The 19,375-nt window shown below is 69.2% G+C and carries 7 protein-coding genes, 1 tRNA gene and 1 pseudogene; 4 read left to right on the plus strand and 5 right to left on the minus strand.

Annotated elements, in window-relative coordinates:
• Window positions 1-41 precede the first annotated feature (41 nt).
• The 4 genes from IE251_RS22015 to IE251_RS22030 all read right to left on the minus strand — a co-directional run bounded on the left by IE251_RS22015 (window position 42) and on the right by IE251_RS22030 (window position 15,087).
• On the minus strand, window positions 42-3,977 hold the full coding sequence (locus tag IE251_RS22015; protein ID WP_189754720.1) for an Eco57I restriction-modification methylase domain-containing protein: 3,936 nt from the start codon (window positions 3,975-3,977) through the stop codon (window positions 42-44).
• Window positions 3,977-6,886 (minus strand): DEAD/DEAH box helicase, encoded by a 2,910-nt coding sequence (locus tag IE251_RS22020; protein WP_189754721.1) that lies wholly within the window; start codon window positions 6,884-6,886, stop codon window positions 3,977-3,979. Before IE251_RS22020 ends, IE251_RS22015 begins: the two co-directional genes overlap by 1 nt.
• Window positions 6,887-6,931: 45 nt before the next feature.
• Window positions 6,932-13,231 carry a protein kinase domain-containing protein gene (locus IE251_RS22025; RefSeq protein ID WP_189754841.1) on the minus strand — a complete coding sequence of 2,100 codons (6,300 nt, stop codon included), beginning with the start codon at window positions 13,229-13,231 and terminating at the stop codon, window positions 6,932-6,934.
• 188 nt (window positions 13,232-13,419) lie between these two features.
• Window positions 13,420-15,087: an SWIM zinc finger family protein gene (locus IE251_RS22030; RefSeq protein ID WP_189754722.1), complete on the minus strand. Its 1,668-nt coding sequence runs from the start codon at window positions 15,085-15,087 to the stop codon at window positions 13,420-13,422.
• Window positions 15,088-15,316: 229 nt separating this feature from the next.
• On the opposite strand from IE251_RS22030, the gene IE251_RS22035 reads away from it, so the two are divergent.
• Window positions 15,317-15,988 carry a hypothetical protein gene (locus IE251_RS22035; protein ID WP_189754723.1) on the plus strand — a complete coding sequence of 224 codons (672 nt, stop codon included), beginning with the start codon at window positions 15,317-15,319 and terminating at the stop codon, window positions 15,986-15,988.
• A 299-nt stretch (window positions 15,989-16,287) separates the two neighbouring features.
• Window positions 16,288-16,363, plus strand: a tRNA-Arg gene (locus IE251_RS22040).
• Between the two features lie 301 nt (window positions 16,364-16,664).
• On the opposite strand, the gene IE251_RS22045 is transcribed toward IE251_RS22040, so the two are convergent.
• On the minus strand, window positions 16,665-17,087 hold the full coding sequence (locus tag IE251_RS22045; RefSeq protein WP_189754724.1) for a hypothetical protein: 423 nt from the start codon (window positions 17,085-17,087) through the stop codon (window positions 16,665-16,667).
• A gap of 1,556 nt (window positions 17,088-18,643) precedes the next feature.
• On the opposite strand from IE251_RS22045, the gene IE251_RS42150 reads away from it, so the two are divergent.
• On the plus strand, window positions 18,644-19,069 hold the full coding sequence (locus IE251_RS42150) for a helix-turn-helix transcriptional regulator (protein ID WP_350968771.1): 426 nt from the start codon (window positions 18,644-18,646) through the stop codon (window positions 19,067-19,069).
• Window positions 19,059-19,375 (plus strand): annotated as a pseudogene (locus IE251_RS41130) (site-specific integrase); the annotation flags it as partial. The gene IE251_RS42150 and the pseudogene IE251_RS41130, both read left to right, overlap by 11 nt.

Here is a 19,375-nt window from a genome sequence, read left to right on the forward strand (position 1 = left end):
GTGCTCTCCTCCGGTCCGGGCCGCGTAGGCGTGCGTGCGCGTCAGGCTTCCGGGTGGCGGGGGCCGTGGCCGGGGGGCGGGGTGAGGGTGGAGGTGTAGTTCTCGCCGTCCACGAGGGGGTTGGTCAGGCTGACGCCCGCCGCCGCCATGCGGTCGTACTCGGCGAGGATGAGGTCCTTGGTGCGGTAGGTACCGTACTTGGCCTCGTCCTTGCGCTTGACGATGGGGAAGGTGTCGAGGATGTAGTCGACGTCGTCGCGGGTGATGCCGTAGAGGTGGAAGAAGAGGGCGTCGAGTTCGGCGCGGATCGTGATGCGGCGGTCGTCGTCCCAGATGAAGGGGGCGCCGGCGTCACCGAGGTCGCGGGCGAAGCCAGCCAGGTTCTGGGTCACGTAACAGAGTTCCAGCACCCGGCCGCGAACGAAAGGAAGGAGTTCCTCGACCACTCCCACGACTGGAACCTGCCGCATGATCGTCACGTTGAAATGCTGGCCTGGGGTCTTTTGTTTCGCCATGAAGTCATAGGGGAAGGAGTTGATCGCGGCGAGTGCCCAGGTGTGCGCCCCGGCGCCCCCGGGGACCGAGAAGCCGTTCAGCGGCTGCACGGGCGCGGTGCGAGGCACGATCGCGGCAATCGCGGTTCTGGAATCCACGGCCCGGACGTAGTCACGCACGACCGCGATCCATGACGTATGGATGTCCTTGCGCCCGAGGAACTCATCCACTATCCCGTCAGCGCAGTAGTGCTGCGACACCGCAGGAGCCGATTTCGCCCCTGGGGTCACCTCAGCGATCTCGCCACGGGCATAGTCCGCGTACCGTGCGTCGAACTGATGGATCATCTTCCCTTCGGCAAGCCCCACCAGCCCCGGGCCGCCCTCCTCTCGGTAGTGGCCCGAGAAGCCGTCGGAGGTGAAGCCCACCCAGGGGCTCACCGCCAGTTTCGGCCCCACGGCTTGCGTCATCGACATCAGCAGATCGAAGTCACGGCGGGACAGGCAGATGGGGAGTTGCTTGGTGATCGGGTTCAGAATCTCCAGGCCTGCCAGGGGGAGGCTGTACGTCCGGTCCGGATCGGCAAGCTCCTGCTCCGTGCGCAGATACACACCGACACGAAGGAACGCGGCCGCCTCGCTGGAGCGCAGTCGCTGGAGCGTCAGCAGCATGAACTTGGTCGAGCGGTGCACCGCCGGGAACATGCCCTTGGAGTTCTCACAATCCAGGATCGCCCGGATATACCCGCAATCCCGGAGGTACTCCCAGAAGTCCTTCATTGGGACGTCCATCAGGACACCCGTCGGCACGATGACACCGACCTGACCGCCGACCGCACTCAACTCCAGACCGCGCGACGAGAACAGGGACTGAGTTGTGAGGCGCCCCCGGGCCGTCAGCGGATACAGGCCGGACGACGAGAAGAAGTGAGACATCTCCGCGCTTTCCCGCACGGCCCGCACATAGGAATCCCGCCAGCTCACCTCCGCCGCCAGCGCCTCCGAGATCGCCTTCTTCCGGGCGCTGGTCGTCCTGGACTTCAGAATCCCGGGGTCGCGATGCGAGAAGAACTCCTCGTCGTCGAACGCGATGCGCTCCCACGGCGGGTTCCCCACCACGCAGTCGAAGCCACCGGCCCACCCCGTCGTCTCATCGATCCCCGCACCCGACTCCGGGACGGAGAACACCTCCGGGAACTCCAGATGCCAGTGGAAGAAGCGGTACTGCCTCCGCAAGCGCACAATCTCGTCGTGCGTCGACCGCGGAGCCGCGTCCCGCGATGGGTCCTGGAGGTTGCGGAAGACCTCCTCTGTAACCGCCATCGGAGCATCGGCCTTCTTCTGCCAAATGAAGGCAGCGCACCATGCATCGGCTACGTGCAAGGCCCGGAGGTACTCGGTGGACTCGGACCAGTCCTGGTAGGCGGCCTCCTGACGACGGACGTCCGCCAGGGTGTCCGAGGAGGCACCGGTGATGCGGCGCAGGCCCGTCGCGAAGACCGTGTTCGCGATCTTCGTCTCGCCGCCGAGGTCGAAGAGGCCCCGCTGGCCGCCCCGTTCGGCCTTGTTCTGCTTCTCCAGGGTCTTGGCGTACTTCTTGTCGTCACCCTCGATCGGCTTGAAAGCCTCGTCCGGGATCCCGCCCCGCAGCAGCTTCGGCGTCGCCCCGATCAGGGCGTTGCCGTGCTTCACGTGGGCGTCCAGGAAGCCCAGCGGCTTCCCAGGCTCCAGGGCCTCCAGCCACAGCGAGACCTTGGCCAGCTCGACGGCCATCGGGTTGAGGTCCACGCCGTAGACACAGCGGGCGACCACCTCGTGCAACGCATGCCGGACGGACTCCAGCGTGGGCTCCGGGTTGCGCTCCCGTACGGCCGCCACGCGCTTGGCGATCCGCCTGGCCGCCGCCACCAGGAAGTGGCCGGAGCCGCAGGCCGGGTCGCAGACCGTCAACGACAGCAGTTCGCGGACGATCGCCTCCGACGGGTCCGGGTCGCCCGCCGCGCTCGCCGCCTGTTCGCCGCGCTTGACCGCGTCGTCCAGGACCGGGTCCAGGGCCGAGTCGAGCAGGCACTCGATGAGCGAGGACGGGGTGTAGTACGAGCCGGTCGTCTTGCGCGTGTTGCCGGCCAGCTCCACCAGCTCGAAAGTGCGGTCGGCGGCGCTGTGCTGGGGGACCAGCTCCAGCAGGGACTCGTAGATCGAGCCCAGTTCCTCGGCGTCCAGGTGCCGGTAGTCGACCGTGCGCCAGCGCCGCGAGCCCGAGTCCCGGACCTGGGAGAGGTGGCGTACGGCCGTCAGCAGGTACTCGTTCGAGAGAGACAGGCCCTTCAGCGGGGCATCCGCGTCCGTCGCGTCGAAGATGCCGCCAAGGCCCGGCAGGCCCAGCTCCGGGCGGCCGTTCTCGTCGCCCAGGGCGTCCAGGACGATCCGCAGGGCCTGGTAGAGGTCACCATGAGCGGTGCCCCTCCGGCGGCGGGCATGCTGCCTCAGGCGAGCGGACGAGAAGTACGTCGCGTAGCGCTCCCGCGCCTGTTCGGTCGCCTCCTTGCCGTGCAGCACATCGCGATCCTCCGCCACGAAGACGAACAGCAGGCGGTAGACGAGCCGCAGCAGCGCACCGTGCAGGGCCTTGACGTCCGTGTTCTCGCGCAGGGCCGTGTTGGCTGGGTGGCGCAGGAAGCCCGTGCCCAGGGTGGTGATGGCCTCCTGGACGCCCTTGCGGAGCTGGTCCAGGGCACGCGTGCCGGACGCGATGGCCTCCGTACGCCACTTCTCCAGCCAGCAGGCGGACGGCGCCGCGCCCTCCGCCACCGCGAAGCGGGAGACGTGCAGCAGCCGGTACAACAGCACGAACTCGCTGAAGAGTTCGCCGTCGAAGATGGCTTCCAGGTCGAACTCGACGTACGAGGCGGTGGCGAGCGCGCTGGAGTCGCGCAGGATGCGGAGCCGGCGGCCGTTGGTGAGGACGCCCCACAGGTGGGCCTCCGTGCGGTTCAGGCACTCCTGGACCAGGGACTGGGGCGGGATCGTGCCCGCGCCGCCGACACGCTTGTCCAGGTCGGCGTTCCACGCCGTCATGTGGAGGAGGGCGTGGTTCCAGCGGTGGCTGATGGGAAAGACGCGGTCGGGGTCGCTGTCCGCCGGGATGCCGGTGGCGCCGATCGAGGTCAGGCGGCCGAAGCCCAGTTCGGCGAAGAGCGGTTCCAGCCACTGGGAGATCGCGAGGCCCATCGGGTCGGCCGGGGTCTCGGCGTCCGGGGTGACGGGCAGCTTCTCACGCAGCTCGCGCCAGACGGCCTTGAGGTAGTCCCAGTGCCGCTCGGCCTCGTCGCGTACGGAGCGGGCGCCGATGACCTGGTAGTCGGCGGGGGCGGAGCCCTTGACGTCCTTCCCGTCGGCGATCCGCAGCAGCATGTCGGCGGGGAGCAGGCCGCCGACGGTGTGGACGGCGGAGAAGACCTGGTTGCGGGTGGTGGCGGACATCAGACGGCGGCCTCTCCGGTCGCGGCGGGCAGGTAGACGTAGACGCCAAGGACGTCGGCCGGCTGCTGGGCGGTGACACGCAGGCCGCGGACGATCTCGTCGGAGGCGCGGCGGACGCGCCGGTGGGACTCGTGCAGTTCGGCGGCGAGGGTGTCGCCGTACTGCTCCAGGTGGTCGGTGACGGCGGGGAGCTGACCGAGGACGCGGCTCATCACGCCCTCGCCGTGCAGCGGGTCGACGCTGTCGGCGGCGCGGGCGGTGAGGAGGGCATGGGCCTGGTCCACGGGCAGCCAGACGGCGTTCTTCGGGGAGCCCTGGAAGGCGAGGAGACGGGCGTCCTCGGCGACGAGCTGCTTCTCCCCCTGCCGGGAGGGCAGCGTGAGGTGGAAGCGGTAGCGGACGAGGAGCAGGGTCGTGCGGGTCTCGACGGCGCGGGTGGAGACGACGCCGCAGCGGCGGGCCGGGCGGCGGCCGTCGGCCTGGCTGTCGAGGGCGGAGTTCAGGACGTGGGCGGCGATGGCGCCGACGACGGGGTCGGTGCGGACGAGGGCGGCCTCGCCCCGGGCCACGGCCGAGGTGGTGCGGAACGGGATGGGGCGGGCGCCTTCGACGGCGGCGGCGCCGACGACGGGGGCGAGGGCGTCGCGCAGGCCGGCGGAGGTGCCGCTGACCTCGGCGGTGAAGTCGCCGGAGCCGTCGCCCGCCTCCACCAGGTGGGCTTCGAGGGCGGCGAGGGAGGTTCGTACGAAGTCGTTCACCTCGTCGGCGCGGCCGAGGGTGTCCCGGATGGCGAGGACCTCGCGGGCGACTTCTTCCGGGTGGATGGAGCGCTGGGCGAACCGGGAGCGGGAGCGGGTCTCGCGCTCGGCCGCGGACTTCCAGTCGGCCTCCAGGTCGGCGAAGCTCTGCTGGAAGGCGTCGGCCTCGAACAGGGTGCCCTGCTCGCCCTCCCGGCCACGCAGCAGCAGCCACTCCACGATGGCGTCGGTGACGCCGGAGGAGGTCTCGTCGGGGACGGAGACGGAGATACCGAGGTCCTTCTTGATCTGGCGGTGCTTCTTGATGAGGACGTCGAGGACCTTGCCGTCGATGCCGTTGTCGCTGCCGTACAGGGTGATGACGCGGACCTCATCGCGCTGCTGGCCGTAGCGGTCGACGCGGCCTTCGCGCTGGTCGTGGCGGGTGGGGTTCCAGGCGAGGTCGTAGTGGACGACGGCGTCGAAGTGGTGCTGGAGGTTGACGCCCTCGGAGAGGCAGTCGGTGGCGACGAGGACGCGGCGGGCGGCGGCGTCCTGCCCGGCCTCCTCGGCCAGCTCCTCGATGCGTTCGATGCGCTGCTGCGGCGAGAGGGTGCCGGTGACGGCGCGGACGACGGTCTTCTTGCCCAGCTTGCCGTCCAGGTGTTCGGCGACGTACTCGGCGGTCGGGATGTAGCGGCAGAAGACGATCGGGTGGTAGCCGTCGGCGAGCAGCGCCTTGAGGTGCTTGACCAGGGCCTTCAGCTTGAGGTCGCCGTCCGGGCCTTCCAGGGCGGCGGCACGGTCGGCGAGTTCGGCGAGGCGGGCGCCGGCATCGTCGGTCTCGGCGCCGGGGGCCACGTCCATGCCTTCCAGGCTGTCGCTGTCGGCCGCGTCGCGGGTGAGGGGCGCGCCGAAGCGGTCGGCCTCCTCGGCGCTGGCGGCGGCCGCGGCGGCGGAGCGCGTACGGAGGGTCTGGGCGGCGGCGCGCGGGGAGGAGACGAGGGAGCGGAGCAGGGCGATCGCGGACCACCAGGCGATACGGGCCTCACGCTTGCCCTGGCTGCCGGCGGCCTCGACGCGTTCGCTCGCGTAGGCGATGGCGTCGTCGAGGAGGGCGCGGTAGGCCGGGGACAGCTTGTACGTCTCGTCCTTGAAGTAGCGGTCGGACGGGAACGCGGTGCGCTCGGCGAGGCTGTCGTCACCGAGGCCGTCCTCGGTCGTCAGGTACTGGCGTACGTCGGCGCGCTTGCGCTGGACGAAGTGGTGGGCGAGGAGCCTTCGGCCACGGTCGGAGTCCAGGTCCACCTCGGCCAGTTCGGGCTTGACCAGGCCGAGGAGGTTACGGAAGGCGGACTCCTTGCCGCTGTGCGGGGTGGCGGTCACGAGGAGCAGGTGGCGCTCGGTGTCCTCGGCGATCCGGCGCAGCAGCTCATAGCGGAGCTGGTTCTGGGTGGAGGTGGTGTCGTCGGCGGCGACGCAGGTGTGGGCCTCGTCGACGATCACCAGGTCGGGGCAGTGCTTGACGAAGTCGTCGCGGTGGCGGGTGGACTTGATGAAGTCGGTGGAGACGATGACGTGGGGGTACTTGTCGAAGAGCGACTGGCCCAGGTCCAGGCCGCGCTCCAGGCGGGAGACGGTGGAGGCAAGGACGAGTTCGGCGTCGATGCCGAACTTGGTGCGCAGTTCCTCCTGCCACTGCTCGGCGAGGGCCGGTGAGCAGAGGACGGCCAGGCCGCGTGCCTCGCCTTGCGCGAGGAGTTCGCTCGCGATGAGGCCCGCCTCGACGGTCTTGCCGATGCCGACGTCGTCGGAGATGAGGAGCCGTACTGTGTTCTGCCGCAGCGCCATGAGGAGCGGGACGAGCTGGTAGGCACGGGGCTCGACGGCGATGCCGGCGAGGGAGCGGAAGGGGCCGGCGCCGGAGCGGAAGCCGATACGGAGGGCGGAGCGCAGCAGTCCGGCGGCGCGGTGGTCGCCGAGGTCGGCGGGGGACGGCGGGGCGAACTCGGCGCCCTTGACGTCCTCGAAGGCGGGGAAGACGGCGGCGATGTCGTCGTCGGAGCCGCCGAGCGGGCGCAGGACGAGCATGTCGGGGGCGCTCTCGGGGAGCACGACCCATTCGCGGCCTCGGGCGGTGACCAGGGAACCGGCGGAGTAGGTGAGCGTCATCGAAGGGGATCCTCGGGGTCCTCGGGGTGTCGGTCGGTTCCGTGGTCAGGAGGCGGCGGGGCCGCCGAAGTAGCGGGCGTGGCGGGCGACGACGGCGTCCCAGTCCGCGGGGTCGGCCGGGAAGCGGACGACACCCCAGCCGGCGTCGTAGAGGCGTTCCTCGGCGTCCTCGTCCCGGGTGGCGTCCTGCTCCGTGTCCGGGCCGTCGACGAAGACGGCGAGGTTGACTCCGGGGAGGCGGTAGACGAAGTCGGGCACGGCGGTGCCGACGAGGGTCCGGCCCTCGTCGGGCAGGCGGAGGCCGTGGTCCCTGAGCCAGGTGACGAGGGTCTGCTCCAGAGGAGTGTTCGCCATGTCGTCGGCGTCGTCGGCCGGCGTGTCGGCGGGCTTCGGAACCGTCCGCGCCAGCTCCTCGACGAGCCGCCGGTGCTGCTCCGTCGGGGACTCCTCCCGCTCTTCCGGTTCGGCCACGGCCGACGCGAGGCGCCGCAGCAGGTGGGCGACGGTGTGGCGGTTGATCGCCGCGTGGTCGAGCTGGTTGCCGTACGTGAGCAGGCAGTCGTAGCAGCCGCGGGCGCAGTGGTCCTCGGCCTGGTCCACGCCGTGCTCGTCGAAGTGGCAGATCTCCAGGGCGCGGCGGGCGGCGACGGCGAGCGCGCCGGGCTCGGCCTGGAGGCGGCGCAGGACTCCGGCGCCGCCCTCGGCTGCCTCGGTGAGCAGGAAGCGGTTGCGGGGGCCGTCGTCGGGCGGGAGGAGTTCGCTGGTCAGCTCGGAGTCCTCCAGCTCGAACGCCGCCTCGACGCCGCGCTCCAGGGCGTACATGAGGGTGAGGGCGATCGGTTCGGGCAGCGGTTCGTCGAGGGTGACGACGAGAATGTTGCGGCGGTCCTCGACGAAGGGGACGACACGCTTCTTGCGGCGCTTCTCGTTGCCGTCGGCGTCGATGACCGGCATCTCGCTGGAGTCGCCGGATGCCTCGGCGGCGTCGCGCTCGTTCATCCAGCGGCCGTCGGCGGGGTCGAGCCAGTAGCCGTCCTGCTCGTTCTCCTTGGCGCGCAGCCGTCCCTTGTTGGTGATGCGGACGGTGGCCGAGTCGCCGTAGGAGAGGGTGGCGAGGCTGCCCGCCGCGTCGCCGACGCGGGCGTCCTGGCGGCCCTTACGGATGCCGTGGTCCTGGAAGCGGTACGAGGTCTCCAGGCGGAATCCGGCCCGGCGGCGCTCCTCCTCGTCGGAGGAGATCCGCTCCCGGCGCTGGGTGTAGACGGTGTGCAGGTGCAGCAGGTTGTAGGCGGCGGCGCCGAGCGGTTCCTTGCACATGTCGCAGACGTCGGCGCGCTGCTCGGGGTCGTGGTGGTAGCCGCAGTGCTTGCAGCGGGCGGCCGCGGTAGTGGCGATGTCGCCGGAGGAGTCCGGGGGCAGCTGGACGCGGGTGACCTGGTAGCGGGCGCCCTCGTGGTAGATGAGCGCGCCGGGGCCGAACTCGCGGATGGCGAGGAAGCGGGGGCGCTGGAGGTAGTCGCCGTCGCCGTGGCGGCGGCCGGTGGTCGGGATGTAGGCGGCCAGCGGCAGGCGAGGGAAGGAGTAGCCGGGCAGGAAGCCCTCGGAGGCGAGGTAGCGGTAGGGGTTGAAGTCGGAGAGGACGGACCTGCTGTCCGGGGTCTCGTTCTTCAGGAGGTTGAGCTGGGTCTCGGCCTCCTTGCGGCGGGCGACGGCACGCCGCCGGTCGCTTTCCGTGAGGGTGTGGTCGAGGACCCGCTTGTTCTGCACGTACTGGTCGACGAGGGCGGCACGGAAGAGTTCGCGCCAGCGGTTGAACGCCTGGTCGAAACGGTCGGGGGCGGTACGGACCCGGTCCTCGATCCAGCGCTCGTCCCACCAGACGGTCCTGGCGAACTCGGGGAGCAGCGGGCCGAGGACCCGGTGGGCGGCGGCCACCGTCCGGGCCTGGGCGTCGGCGTCGCGGGAGGCGGCGTACAGGTCGTCGTGGAGGCGGAGTGCGGGGTCCGGGCGGCCGAGGCTCTCGTCGTATGCGATGTCGATGATGTGCGGGATGGCGCGGCCGAGCTTCAGTCCGGCCTCGGCGAGCCAGATGCCCTGGAGGTGGGAGAGGACGAGGTCCTCGTTGGCGAGGTCGAGGCGCGGCGGGGCGACGGCGCCCGCGACCATGCGCTCGGAGCGGCGGAAGTAGTACTGGTCGTGGCTGTTGCCGGTGGCGCAGTACGTGGTGACGAGCGCGGGCTGGCCGCTGCGGCCGGCGCGGCCGCTGCGCTGCGCGTAGTTGGCCGGGGTCGGCGGGACGTTGCGCATCATGACCGCGTTCAGGGACGAGATGTCGACGCCCAGCTCCATCGTCGGCGAGCAGTAGAGGAGCTTCAGCTCGGCCTTGCTGAACGCCTCTTCGCGGCGCTCGCGCTCGCCGGGGTCGACCTGGGCGGTGTGCTCGCGGGCATACAGGCCGGACAGCTCGGTGGCGGCGTTGCGGTAGAGGTCGCGGAAGAAGGTGTTGACGCGCGGGCCGTCGCCGCTGGCGTAGGTGCGGGTGAGGGGGTCGTGGGCGCCGGACTCGCCGGGGCCGGCGCGCCAGATGAGGGAGGCGGCGGAGATCCGGTAGCCGGTGGCGGCCGGAGCGGTCGGCGCGCGGAAGCGGCCGGCGCGCTGGGGGGCGGCGCTGACCTCGGTGACCAGGCCGGCGATCGTGAGCACCTTCAGCAGGTCCTCGATGATCTTCTGGAGGTCGGTGTTGTCCAGCTTCACGCCGTCGCGCACGTCGAAGACCGTGGGCGCGGTGCGGCGCAGGTACTTGCCGAACTTGCCGCGGGCCGAGAGGAAGTGCCCGGACCGGTCCATGCCGGGACGCGAGGGCTGCGGGTAGACGGTGCCGACCTTGGGTGCGTCGGACCTGCCGAGGACCCAGGGGTCGATGAGCCGCTCCTCGCTGGCGCGCTGGAGGGCGTCGAAGTCGTCGCGGAAGTACTGGACGTCGATCGCGAGTTCGCGTCGCATGTCGTCCAGGAGGGTCCGCGTGATCTCGGCGCGAAGGGCGGGATCGGCGTCGCGGAGCGCCGGGTGCGCGTTCTGCCAGCGCTCGTCGCGCTCGGCGATCCACTGGAGGTCGGCGTAGTCGATCCTCAGCAGACCGGTCTGTTCCAGGTTCGGCATGGTGATCCGCCAGCCGCGCTCCAGGTCGAGGTAGAGGCGGAAGGCGAGGACGTCGCGCAGGGTCTTGGCGGCGTTGCGGGCGAGGCTGGGCGGCAGGTCGGACTGCCCGGTGTACTCGACGGGGTCGAGGGCGAGGGCGTTGGCGACACGGGTGGCCAGCTCTTCGTGGGGGATGCCCTCGTCCCCGGCGTCCAGACACGCCCGGTAGAGAGCGCCGCGCAACTGAGTGATCTGGACGAAGTCGTTGAAGTGACCGGCCTGGAGGGAGGCGTCCTGGCGGTTGTCGACGAAGGTGAGGAGCTTGCGCGCCTCCTTGTCGAGGGCTTCTTCGGGGACCGCCTTGAGGGAGCGGACGACGGCCGCCGACACCAGGGAGGTGGCGGAGGAACGGCCCTCCTGGTCGAGGGTGGCGAGCTTCGCGAAGTCCTTGCCGCGCGTCTGCTCGTAGGTCACCGAGCACTGGAGACAGAACAGGAACGGGGCGGGGATGAAGGCGGCGTCCAGGTCGCCCCGGCCCTCGTACCCGTAGGGGTCGACGGTCACGGCGCGGGGGGCGCGCTCGCGGTAGGACTTCTTGACGACCTCCTGGCCTCGGTCGTCGAGTTCCAGCCATGACTCCGGTAGCTTGCGCTCGGCGACGGCCTCGTCGAGCGAGCGGGGCCACGGGCGGCCGACGTAGAGGTAGCCGTCGCCGGCCCTGCCGCCCGTGGCGGAGGTGTCGCGGCGGGACTCGTAGCGGACCTCACCGTCCTTCTCGGTACGCCAGACCGTCAGGTACTCCTGGCCGCACTCACGGCAGAAGGCGAGCGGAATGAGGAGCTTGCCGTCGGTGCCGGGCTGCACCTGCTGGTAGTCGCGGGTGAGGTGGCGGCTGTCCGGGTCCTCCAGGGTGACGTACACGGTGTCGCCCTTGGAGAGGAACTGGTGGAGACGGAAGGCGAAGAGAGGTCGTTCCGTGACCGGGTGACGGGCCTGCGAGCCGGCCTCCAGGGTGGCACGCAGGGCCGCCGCACACTGTTCCTCGGGGACGCCGCTCTCCTGGTGGAGGTCCTTGGCCGCGTCCTCGATCTTGGCGGGCTTCTGGCGTACGAGACGGCCGGTGAGGGTGTCGGTGGCCAGGCCGAAGCGGGTTTCGATCCAGCGGGCGAGCGGGTCACGGACCAGGTCCGCGTACGCGCGGGGAGCGTCGGTGGTGCGCAGCCGCTCGGCGGGTACGGTGTCGGGGGCCGGGTCGGTGGCGCGGACCAGGGTCTCGCCGATGACGTGCTCGGTGCGGATCCTCGTACCGAAGAGTTTGGAGGCGACGGCGGCGACCACGCTCTTCTGCTCGTCGATCGTGCCCTCGGTGGACATGGTCGCCGAGGTTCCGACGCACTGGAGCCGGTCGGCCTGGCACGCCTCGCGGACGCGGCGGATCAGCAGGGCGACATCGGCGCCCTGGCGGCCGCGGTAGGTGTGGAGTTCGTCGAAGACGAGGAACTCGAGGCCCTTGGCCATCCGGACGAGGCTGTCACGGTCGTCGGGACGGGTGAGCATCAGCTCCAGCATCACGTAGTTGGTGAGCAGGATGTCCGGCGGGTTGTCGCGGATCTCCCTGCGGGCTGCTTCGTCCTCCTGGCCGGTGTAGCGGGCGAAGGTGACGGGCTCGCGTCCGGCGCCGTATCCGTCCCTGAGGTACTTCTCCAGCTCCTTGAGCTGGCTGTTGGCCAGGGCGTTCATGGGGTAGACGATGATCGCGCGGACCCTCTTGGCGGTCCCTCGCGGCTCCGTCTCCCGGTCCCTGAGGACCTTGTCGACGATGGGCACGATGTAGGAGAGGGACTTGCCCGAGCCGGTGCCGGTGGTGAGGACATAGGACGCCCCGGAACGGGCGGCGTCGACGGCTTCGCGCTGGTGCTGGTGGAGGGTGAGCGGGCGGCCGTCGCAGACCGTGCCGCCCCTGGTCTTCCTCGCCTGGAAGATCCGCGCGCACTCCGGGTGGAGGACGCCCTGGGACGCGAGTTCGGCGACCGTGCCGGCGGAGTCGAAGAAGGGGTTGAGGGAGATCCACGGGTTGGGCCACTGCGACTTGGCGTCGAGGTCGCGCCGGACGAAGTCGGCGACGCGTTCGTCGCGGATGACCGTGCCGCCCTGGGTGAAGGCACGGTACTCGTCGATCAGGTCTCGGTGGACGCCGAAAACGTCCATGCCGGACGTGTGCGGGCGGGCCGGGGCAGTCGGCCGGTCGGCCGGAGCCTGCCGCACCGTGGGCGTGGCGAGCGCGGCCCGGCCCTGGAGGAGGCGGCTCACCGGGTCGAACTCGCGCCAGGCGGGCAGCGCTTCGCCGACCGTGACGAACGGCAGCAGGGCGTCTCGTACGACGGCGGCGCTCTCGGGACGGTCCGCCGGGTTCTTGGCGAGCAGTCGGTCGACGAGACGGGCGAGTGCCTCGGGAACGTCGTGCCGGACCAACCGGACCGGGTTCGGTGCCTGGTGGACGTGCTTCTCGCCGAGTTCGTACGCGGAGGTGCCGACGAACGGCGGCACGCCGAGGAGCATCTCGTACAGGACGCAGCCGAGAGCGTAGAGGTCCGCCGCCGGGGTCACGGCTCCGCCCTGGAACTGCTCGGGCGCCATGTAGCGGGCGGTGCCGACCGTGACGCCCGTGCTGGTGAGCTTGGTACCGTCCGGGTCGTCGACGATGCGGCCCATGCCGAAGTCCAGGACCTTCACGAGGCCACCGCGGGTGAGCATGACATTGCGGGGCTTGAGGTCGCGGTGAACGACGCCCTCGACGTGTGCGGCCTTCAGCCCCTCCGCCATCTGCGCGGCGATGGCCGCCGCCCAGGAGATCGGCAGCTGCGTCTCGTCGGCGACCAGGTCGGCCAGAGGATGGCCGTCGAGGAATTCCATCACAAGGTAAGGCAGGCCGCCGTTCGTGGCGTCCACGCCCCCGGCGATCGTGCGCGGGAGATTGGGGTGCCGGCCGAAGGTCTGCATGATCCGCACCTCACGGGCGAACCGCTCCACGGTCTCGGTGTCGCCGTGCGTGTCGATCTGCAGGCCGGAGCGGCGCCGGAGGATCAGCTTGACCGCCACGACGCGGTCCGGGTCGCCCGGAGGGGCGTCAAGATCCTCGGCTCTGTGGACCTCGCCCATGTTGCCCGAGTCCACAGCCCCCAGGAGCCGGAACCGCCCCGCGATCATCTCCGTCGCCACAGCCCATTCCCTTGCGTTTTCGCGTGGCCCTGCGAGCACACGACTCCCCACGGGAGAATGCCCCGTCTCGCGACGCGGGCAGATCCCCAGCCCCGCAGACAGCGTACACGGGAGTTTAGTCGTAAACAAAAGGCACGCTTGTTGACGACGTCAACAGGTCAGGCTTGATGGATGGGTCATATCCCATGGTCGTCCATCAGTCGCATCAGGTTCCGTTTGCGCTTCTGGGCGGCGCGCAGGTCGGCGACGTACGCGGTGCAGTCGTCGGGTGTACCGAGGTGGCGGTGGCAGTCGCGGATGCTCAGGAGCAGGCTGACGAGCTGTTCGTAGGCGCGGTTGCCTGTCTCGCGGGTGAGAGGGGCGGCGAGTCGGAGGTAGACGGCTAGGGCGTCCGCGGGGCGGGTCGGGCGGGACTGGTCGGCGAGGGCGAGCCACTGGCTGTCATGGGCGCCGTGCTCGTGGGCTGCCTGCCAGGCGGCGTCGACGTCCTTGTCGTCCAGCAGGACGTCGACGAGGACCCGGTCACCGGACGCATCCGTCCGTTCGGCGTCGTCACGGAGCAGCGCCAGCGCCTTCTCACGCTCGGTCGTCCAGCACGCGGCGGCGACGGCCGCGGCGCGCAGCTGCTGGTAGGTGAGCAGGGTACGGCGGGCGGTGAAGTGGGCACGGCGCAGGCTGACGGCGTCGGCCGGCCGGCCGGTCTTGGTGTAGCGATCGGCGAGGTGGTCGACCAGGGCGGTGTCAACGCCGGCCAGGTCCTCGGTCTCCCGGATGCCACGCTCGGCCCATTCCTGGGCTTCGGCGGTACGACCGGCGGTGTCGAGTTCGCGGGCGATGAGCAGGTGGGTGTGGCCGTTGGGCGCGAGGTCGGCGGCGTGGACGGCGATCACCGTGTCGATGTCCCGCCCCGACTTCGCCAGGCGCCGCATCAGATGTTTCTCGGCCCAGCCGGTGCGGTTCGCCTGCCATGCCTCGGCCGCGCGCCGGCGCAGGGCGGCCGTTCCCCGCTCGCCGAGCAGGTCCTCGTAATCGAGCGGGTCGATGTCCGTCAGGTCGGCCGCCTCGTCGAGGGCATGGGTCACCAGCCAGTGGGCGAGTTCTTCCGGATCGGGGCGGGCCTCGCGGCAAGCCTCGTGGTGGGCGTCGGCGAGATCGGCGCCGACCTGGCCGAGCCGGCCGTCGGAGTCGTCGACACTTCCGATCGCGGAGGCCAGCAGGCCGATCGCCTCCCGGGCCAGAGTCGTCGCGTCGGCCGCCCGGCCGGAGGCCGTCAGCGACCGGATCGCGGTGACCGCCTGCCCGGCCTGGTCGGCATAGGCACGGGCGTCGGCGTACTCGACGTAGCCGTACTGCACGAATGGGCCGATGTCGAGCAGCTCACGGATACAGGAACGGATCCCGGTCACGTCGCCGCGGGCGCTCGCCGCCCGCAGTTCCAGGCGTTTCCGCAGGTTCCGGTCCTCGACCATCTCCTCCCGCACGAGAGCGAGCAGATCGTCCCGTGACAGGCCGGTCAGCCAGGCATCGAGGCCGCGGGCCCGTTCCCGGGCCGTTCTCCGCAGGCGGGGCAGGTCGGCCTCCTGCGCAATCACCGTCAGGCCCAGCGCGACCAGATGCTTGCAGAAATTGCCCTCCTGGCCGTACGGGCAGTCGCATGTACCCGCCGGCTTCCTGCGGCCACCGAGGAGTAGTTCCGCCTCGTATCGCTCCGTGCCGCGGACCGACGCCCTGATCCAGCCGTCACCGAACTCGACCCCGGACACCTCGTCCACATAACCGAGTCCACGCTCGAACGAACGCTCCCCGGCCAGCGCCCTCAGTTTCGCTTCCGTAAGCCCGCCCACGACTCTCCGTGCTCCGATCCGGCTCGGACTCCCTCCGACGGCCCTCATGCTAGAGGCCGCCACGCCGAACGACTCCGGAGATCAGAACGGCGCCACCCGACGAAGCGGTGCTTCCGGTTGTTCGAGCCGCCCTCACCGTCCTGTCGGCTCAGCCCTCCAGCCGCCCTGTGCGGCCCGTGCCCCCACCTGTAGCGTCGTCACCCAGCCTCCCTCTCCGGAAAGGTGCCGCATGACCAAGCCCGCCACCGTGGACCTGACGAAGGCTTCGCCCACGGTCTCTCTGGACAAGCACGGCGTGACCTCGGGGCTGATCAAGGTCAACCTCAACTGGACCTCGCCACAGGCCGCCGCCCAGCGGGCGGCCGGCGAGGCCCGTGGCCTGTTCGGCCGGATCCGGGCCTCGATGCGATCGGCCGCGGCCAGGAAGGTGGATCTCGATCTCGGCTGCATGATCCGCTGCACCGACGGTTCCAAGACCGTGGTCCAGGCCCTGGGCAACGCCTTCGGAGCGGTGGACCGCTTCCCGTACGTCGCGCTCGACGCCGACGACCGCACCGGAAGCCGGGAGACGGGCGAGAACCTCGTCATCAACCTGGACCACCAGGCCGAGTTCCAGAAGCTCCTGCTCTTCGTCTACATCTACGAAGGGTCCGGCGACTTCCGCGGTCTCGACGCGGTGGTGACGCTGACCTCCGACCGCGGCGACCGCTTCCGGGTGGTTCTGGACGAGTGCCCGCCGCAGGCGCACGCGTGCGCCATCGCCCTCATCAAACGGCAGAAGGGCGAACTCGTCATCGGACGCGAGGTGCGCTGGTTCACCCCGGCGGACGGCCCCGGCGTCCAGGACGTGATCTACCGGGCGTACCGGCTCGGCATGAAATGGACACCTGGCCGGAAGTAACACCCGGTCGCGGATAGGCCGCGCACTCTCTCGGGTGCACTCGGTACCCGAAGGGCGTACGTTCCGACGGCTGCCCGGCGGACTGCCGCGTTCCGGGCGTTCGGGCACTTGGTCACCGAGACCTCTCGATCTCCCGAGACGGGACCGTACGTCCTTGGGCGCTGTAAGCCCTCGTGATGCCCGCCAGGTCGCGGCAGGCCCCCAACTCAAGGGCAGCCAGCATAGAATGCCGACCAAACGGGACATTTCATTTTCACGGGACATGTCCGGGACGGAGCACCTGACATTACGTCAGCTAAGTTGCTGACCTGCGAAAAACGTCGGAAACACCGACGGCCTCCGGAGCCGTGTGCGCAGGTTCGAATCCTGCCGGGGGCACTCGCCGAGGATCAGCAGAAATTAGGCGCTGACCAGGGCGGATGCCGACAGAAGAGGGCGGGAGTCAGTCTCACTGACTCCCGCCCTCTCTCGTTGTCTCTCATTGCTTGCGACACACCTCCGACACAGTCGCCGAGAGAGCCGTCACACGGCCGAGTCCTATTCGGCTGGCGTGCTGAACTGGGAGGCCGTGCCGTGACACCACCCGCCTTGACGATCCCTGCCGCATGCCGTCGTCATGGGGGACTCGCAGAGGCGGGCCGACACCCCCGGACACCGACAGGTGCGGTACACCAGGTCATGCTTGACGCCTCTGCTCATGGAATCTATCTCGCACCCCGCGGGCAGTTTTCAACAATCCCTGCGGCCGGTCACTCGTATACCGCCAGCCAATATATAGAGTAATCAATTGAGCGATTAGACCAGCCAGTAGCCCGTTCGACACCGCCGCCGCCTTGGATACCGCCAGAATAGATACATAGAACAAGACAACTAGAAACGGCACTGCCAGAAGCACATAATGCCAGGTCCGCGGTATCGGCCAATCATGTCGCAAAGCCGCCTGCATTGCACGCAACGCCCCACCCGTGACTAGCTGCGAGTAAGCGAATCCTGCAACAAAGCAAAGAGCATCACTGAGGTAAAGTCCGCTCAACCCTACTTGAGTTAGCCATGATGTGGCGTTGCCTTTAAGCCACACACCCACCATGATGCTGACCATGTAGGCACCCAAGATGAACCCTACGCCCATCACGTAATCGGCCGATCGGACCGCGAACCGCCCAACCCTTCGCCACCGCATCCTTCTGAAGTTCCGGTCCGAAGATGGTGAACGGGCCGCAGACGTAGAGCGATAGCGTCGCCAGCGTCTGATCGCCAACCATCCGGCGCCGATGGTGTATCCGGGAGCGAGCCCCCACCCAGCAGCCACGTCAAGGCTAGATGCACCTTCCCCAAAAGACGCTCCCCCAATGGCCGCCATCCATAGCATTGCCCCCATTCCAATAATTGAACCTGCCTGAATTTTCTGGAAGACGCGCTGTGACGGCCCTCGTGGAACTCCAGGACGGAAAAAGAGGAAAACTACGAGAGTTCCGATGAAGACGCCGAAAATCAGCGACCAAACCACTTCCGCGATGATCACTGGGACCACGTCCTCCCGCCTTCGAGCATCACCCCGAGCGGTGAGCGAACAGTTGAGCCTTATCTCCAGGATGACCCCGAGCCACGCGGCGTGCACGCGCAGCCATGAGCAGAGTCAAAAGTGAAATCGTGAACTATTTCCCGGGACAGCCGTGAAGTCCACCCCCTAAATGATCCGAGAGGCGGTCCAACGATCCGACCGCCTCTCAACGTTGGCACCTCTCTATATACCGTCGCCCTCCTCTTCCAAAGCCTTATCGATCTTCACGTTCGCAGATTCTTCGTGACCGTCAATGCAACCGTGGTAGCGACGGTGGATGACTTCTGGCTAGTTGCCGACCCGTCGGGCCACTTCGGCAATCGGCACCCCGGCGTTCAGCCATCGTGTGATGCAGGCGTGTCTTAGGTGCAATTCGCGTGTCGCGTGTGTACTTCCGGTTCCGAAGCAGTCGTGAGGAAGGAACACTCATCCAACTATCGGCCGTGTAGCGGACATCACGGTCGTCAAAGTACGCGATCGCCATAGGGAGGCTGGTGGAGGGCCTGCGCTCTGGCGCCCTAGAGGAGGCAACGTCCTACTCCGCTGGGCCGGCGCCCTTCCGGTCCGGGGTCCGAGCCTGGCTGGCCGGGTCTGGCCGAGCGGTTGCAGGGCGCACAGGAGGCCCCGTCGGCCGGACCGGCCGAGCCCGCTCCCCCCGGGCGGCCCATGGCCGGTCGCATCACCCGGACAACTGCTTACTTGGCTGATGGCGCTGGCGGCTGCCGTCGCCCAAGCCCGAGCCTGGGCAGCAGACAGGCTGGCTCGGGGCTGTGAGCCGGTGACGATGACGGCTGGGCGAGCGGCCCCGATGTCCCCGGCAGCCCGCCACACCTACGAAATCAGGAGCCCACCTGAACAGCGATGCGATAGACCTGATGCCTCATCAGAACGAGCGTCAAATGAGCGTCAAGATACCTCGCAGAGCGTCATTTGAGCGTCAAGATTTCGCCCGCCCCGTCACGTCGCGTCAGCCGGGCAACATAGCCCGTGATCGCCAGTTAGCCAAACCGGCGTATCCGGAGACGATTATCTGGTCAACGCCCGTTTCGGAGCCCAACCGCGAGTAACGGTGACCGGCATCAGCGCTGCTGCCGATGGGGCACGGCACACCTCCGTTCCAGGACGCGTCGCCCGCACCTGAAGTCTTCCACCAACCCGCCCGGTGCTCCGTACTGCCCGGAGATCGCCTGCACTTGCCTGCCCCGATAGCAACACGCGCCATCGCCGAACCCCATCGTGAGAAGAAGACCACAGCACAGCCCGCATCTCCCCGCCGGCATCCCGTCCCAGCCGACGACCAAGCCCCCCTCCTGACCAACACCTGGTACTCGACCAGCGATCTGGCCGCTCGTCTCCGGGTGGACGCCTCGACACTGCGCCGGTGGCGCACCGCCCGGCCTCCCCAAGGGCCGCCGTTCGTCGCTCTGTCGGAGCGTGTCGTCATGTACAGCGCCCTCGATGTCGAGGAATGGCTGCGCAGCCGCCGTACCACCCCCACCAAGGGGATCCATGACCGATAGGACCAACATCGCCGCCGGCATCCGGATCTCCACCGACATCGAACACCGCCCCAACCGCCCCGCACCGTACCGGGGGCGCGTCCGATGGTGGGATCCCACCACCAAACGCCGCCCGTCACTGTCCGAGGGAAAGAACAGCGAAGAAGAAGCGCAGGAGTGGCTCCAGGCCATCGTCCAGGCCGCACAAGCCGGCCTGACCCCGTCGACCGCCACCATGACGCTGGCCGAATACGGCGAGGCGAACATGGACCTCGCGCTGCGCGGCCTGGAACTGAAGACACTCGACCCCTACCTCGCGGGATGGCG

This window comes from Streptomyces eurythermus (assembly GCF_014649115.1).
Lineage (GTDB): Bacteria > Actinomycetota > Actinomycetes > Streptomycetales > Streptomycetaceae > Streptomyces > Streptomyces eurythermus.

Excerpts from the sequence above, each read along its gene's own strand:
- IE251_RS22015 (WP_189754720.1), bottom strand. The coding sequence starts at position 3,977 with ATGTCCGCCACCACCCGCAACCAGGTCTTCTCCGCCGTCCACACCGTC.
- IE251_RS22020 (WP_189754721.1), bottom strand. The coding sequence starts at position 6,886 with ATGACGCTCACCTACTCCGCCGGTTCCCTGGTCACCGCCCGAGGCCGC.
- IE251_RS22025 (WP_189754841.1), bottom strand. The coding sequence starts at position 13,231 with ATGATCGCGGGGCGGTTCCGGCTCCTGGGGGCTGTGGACTCGGGCAAC.
- IE251_RS22035 (WP_189754723.1), top strand. The coding sequence starts at position 15,317 with ATGACCAAGCCCGCCACCGTGGACCTGACGAAGGCTTCGCCCACGGTC.
- IE251_RS22045 (WP_189754724.1), bottom strand. The coding sequence starts at position 17,087 with ATGGTCAGCATCATGGTGGGTGTGTGGCTTAAAGGCAACGCCACATCA.
- IE251_RS42150 (WP_350968771.1), top strand. The coding sequence starts at position 18,644 with ATGGGGCACGGCACACCTCCGTTCCAGGACGCGTCGCCCGCACCTGAA.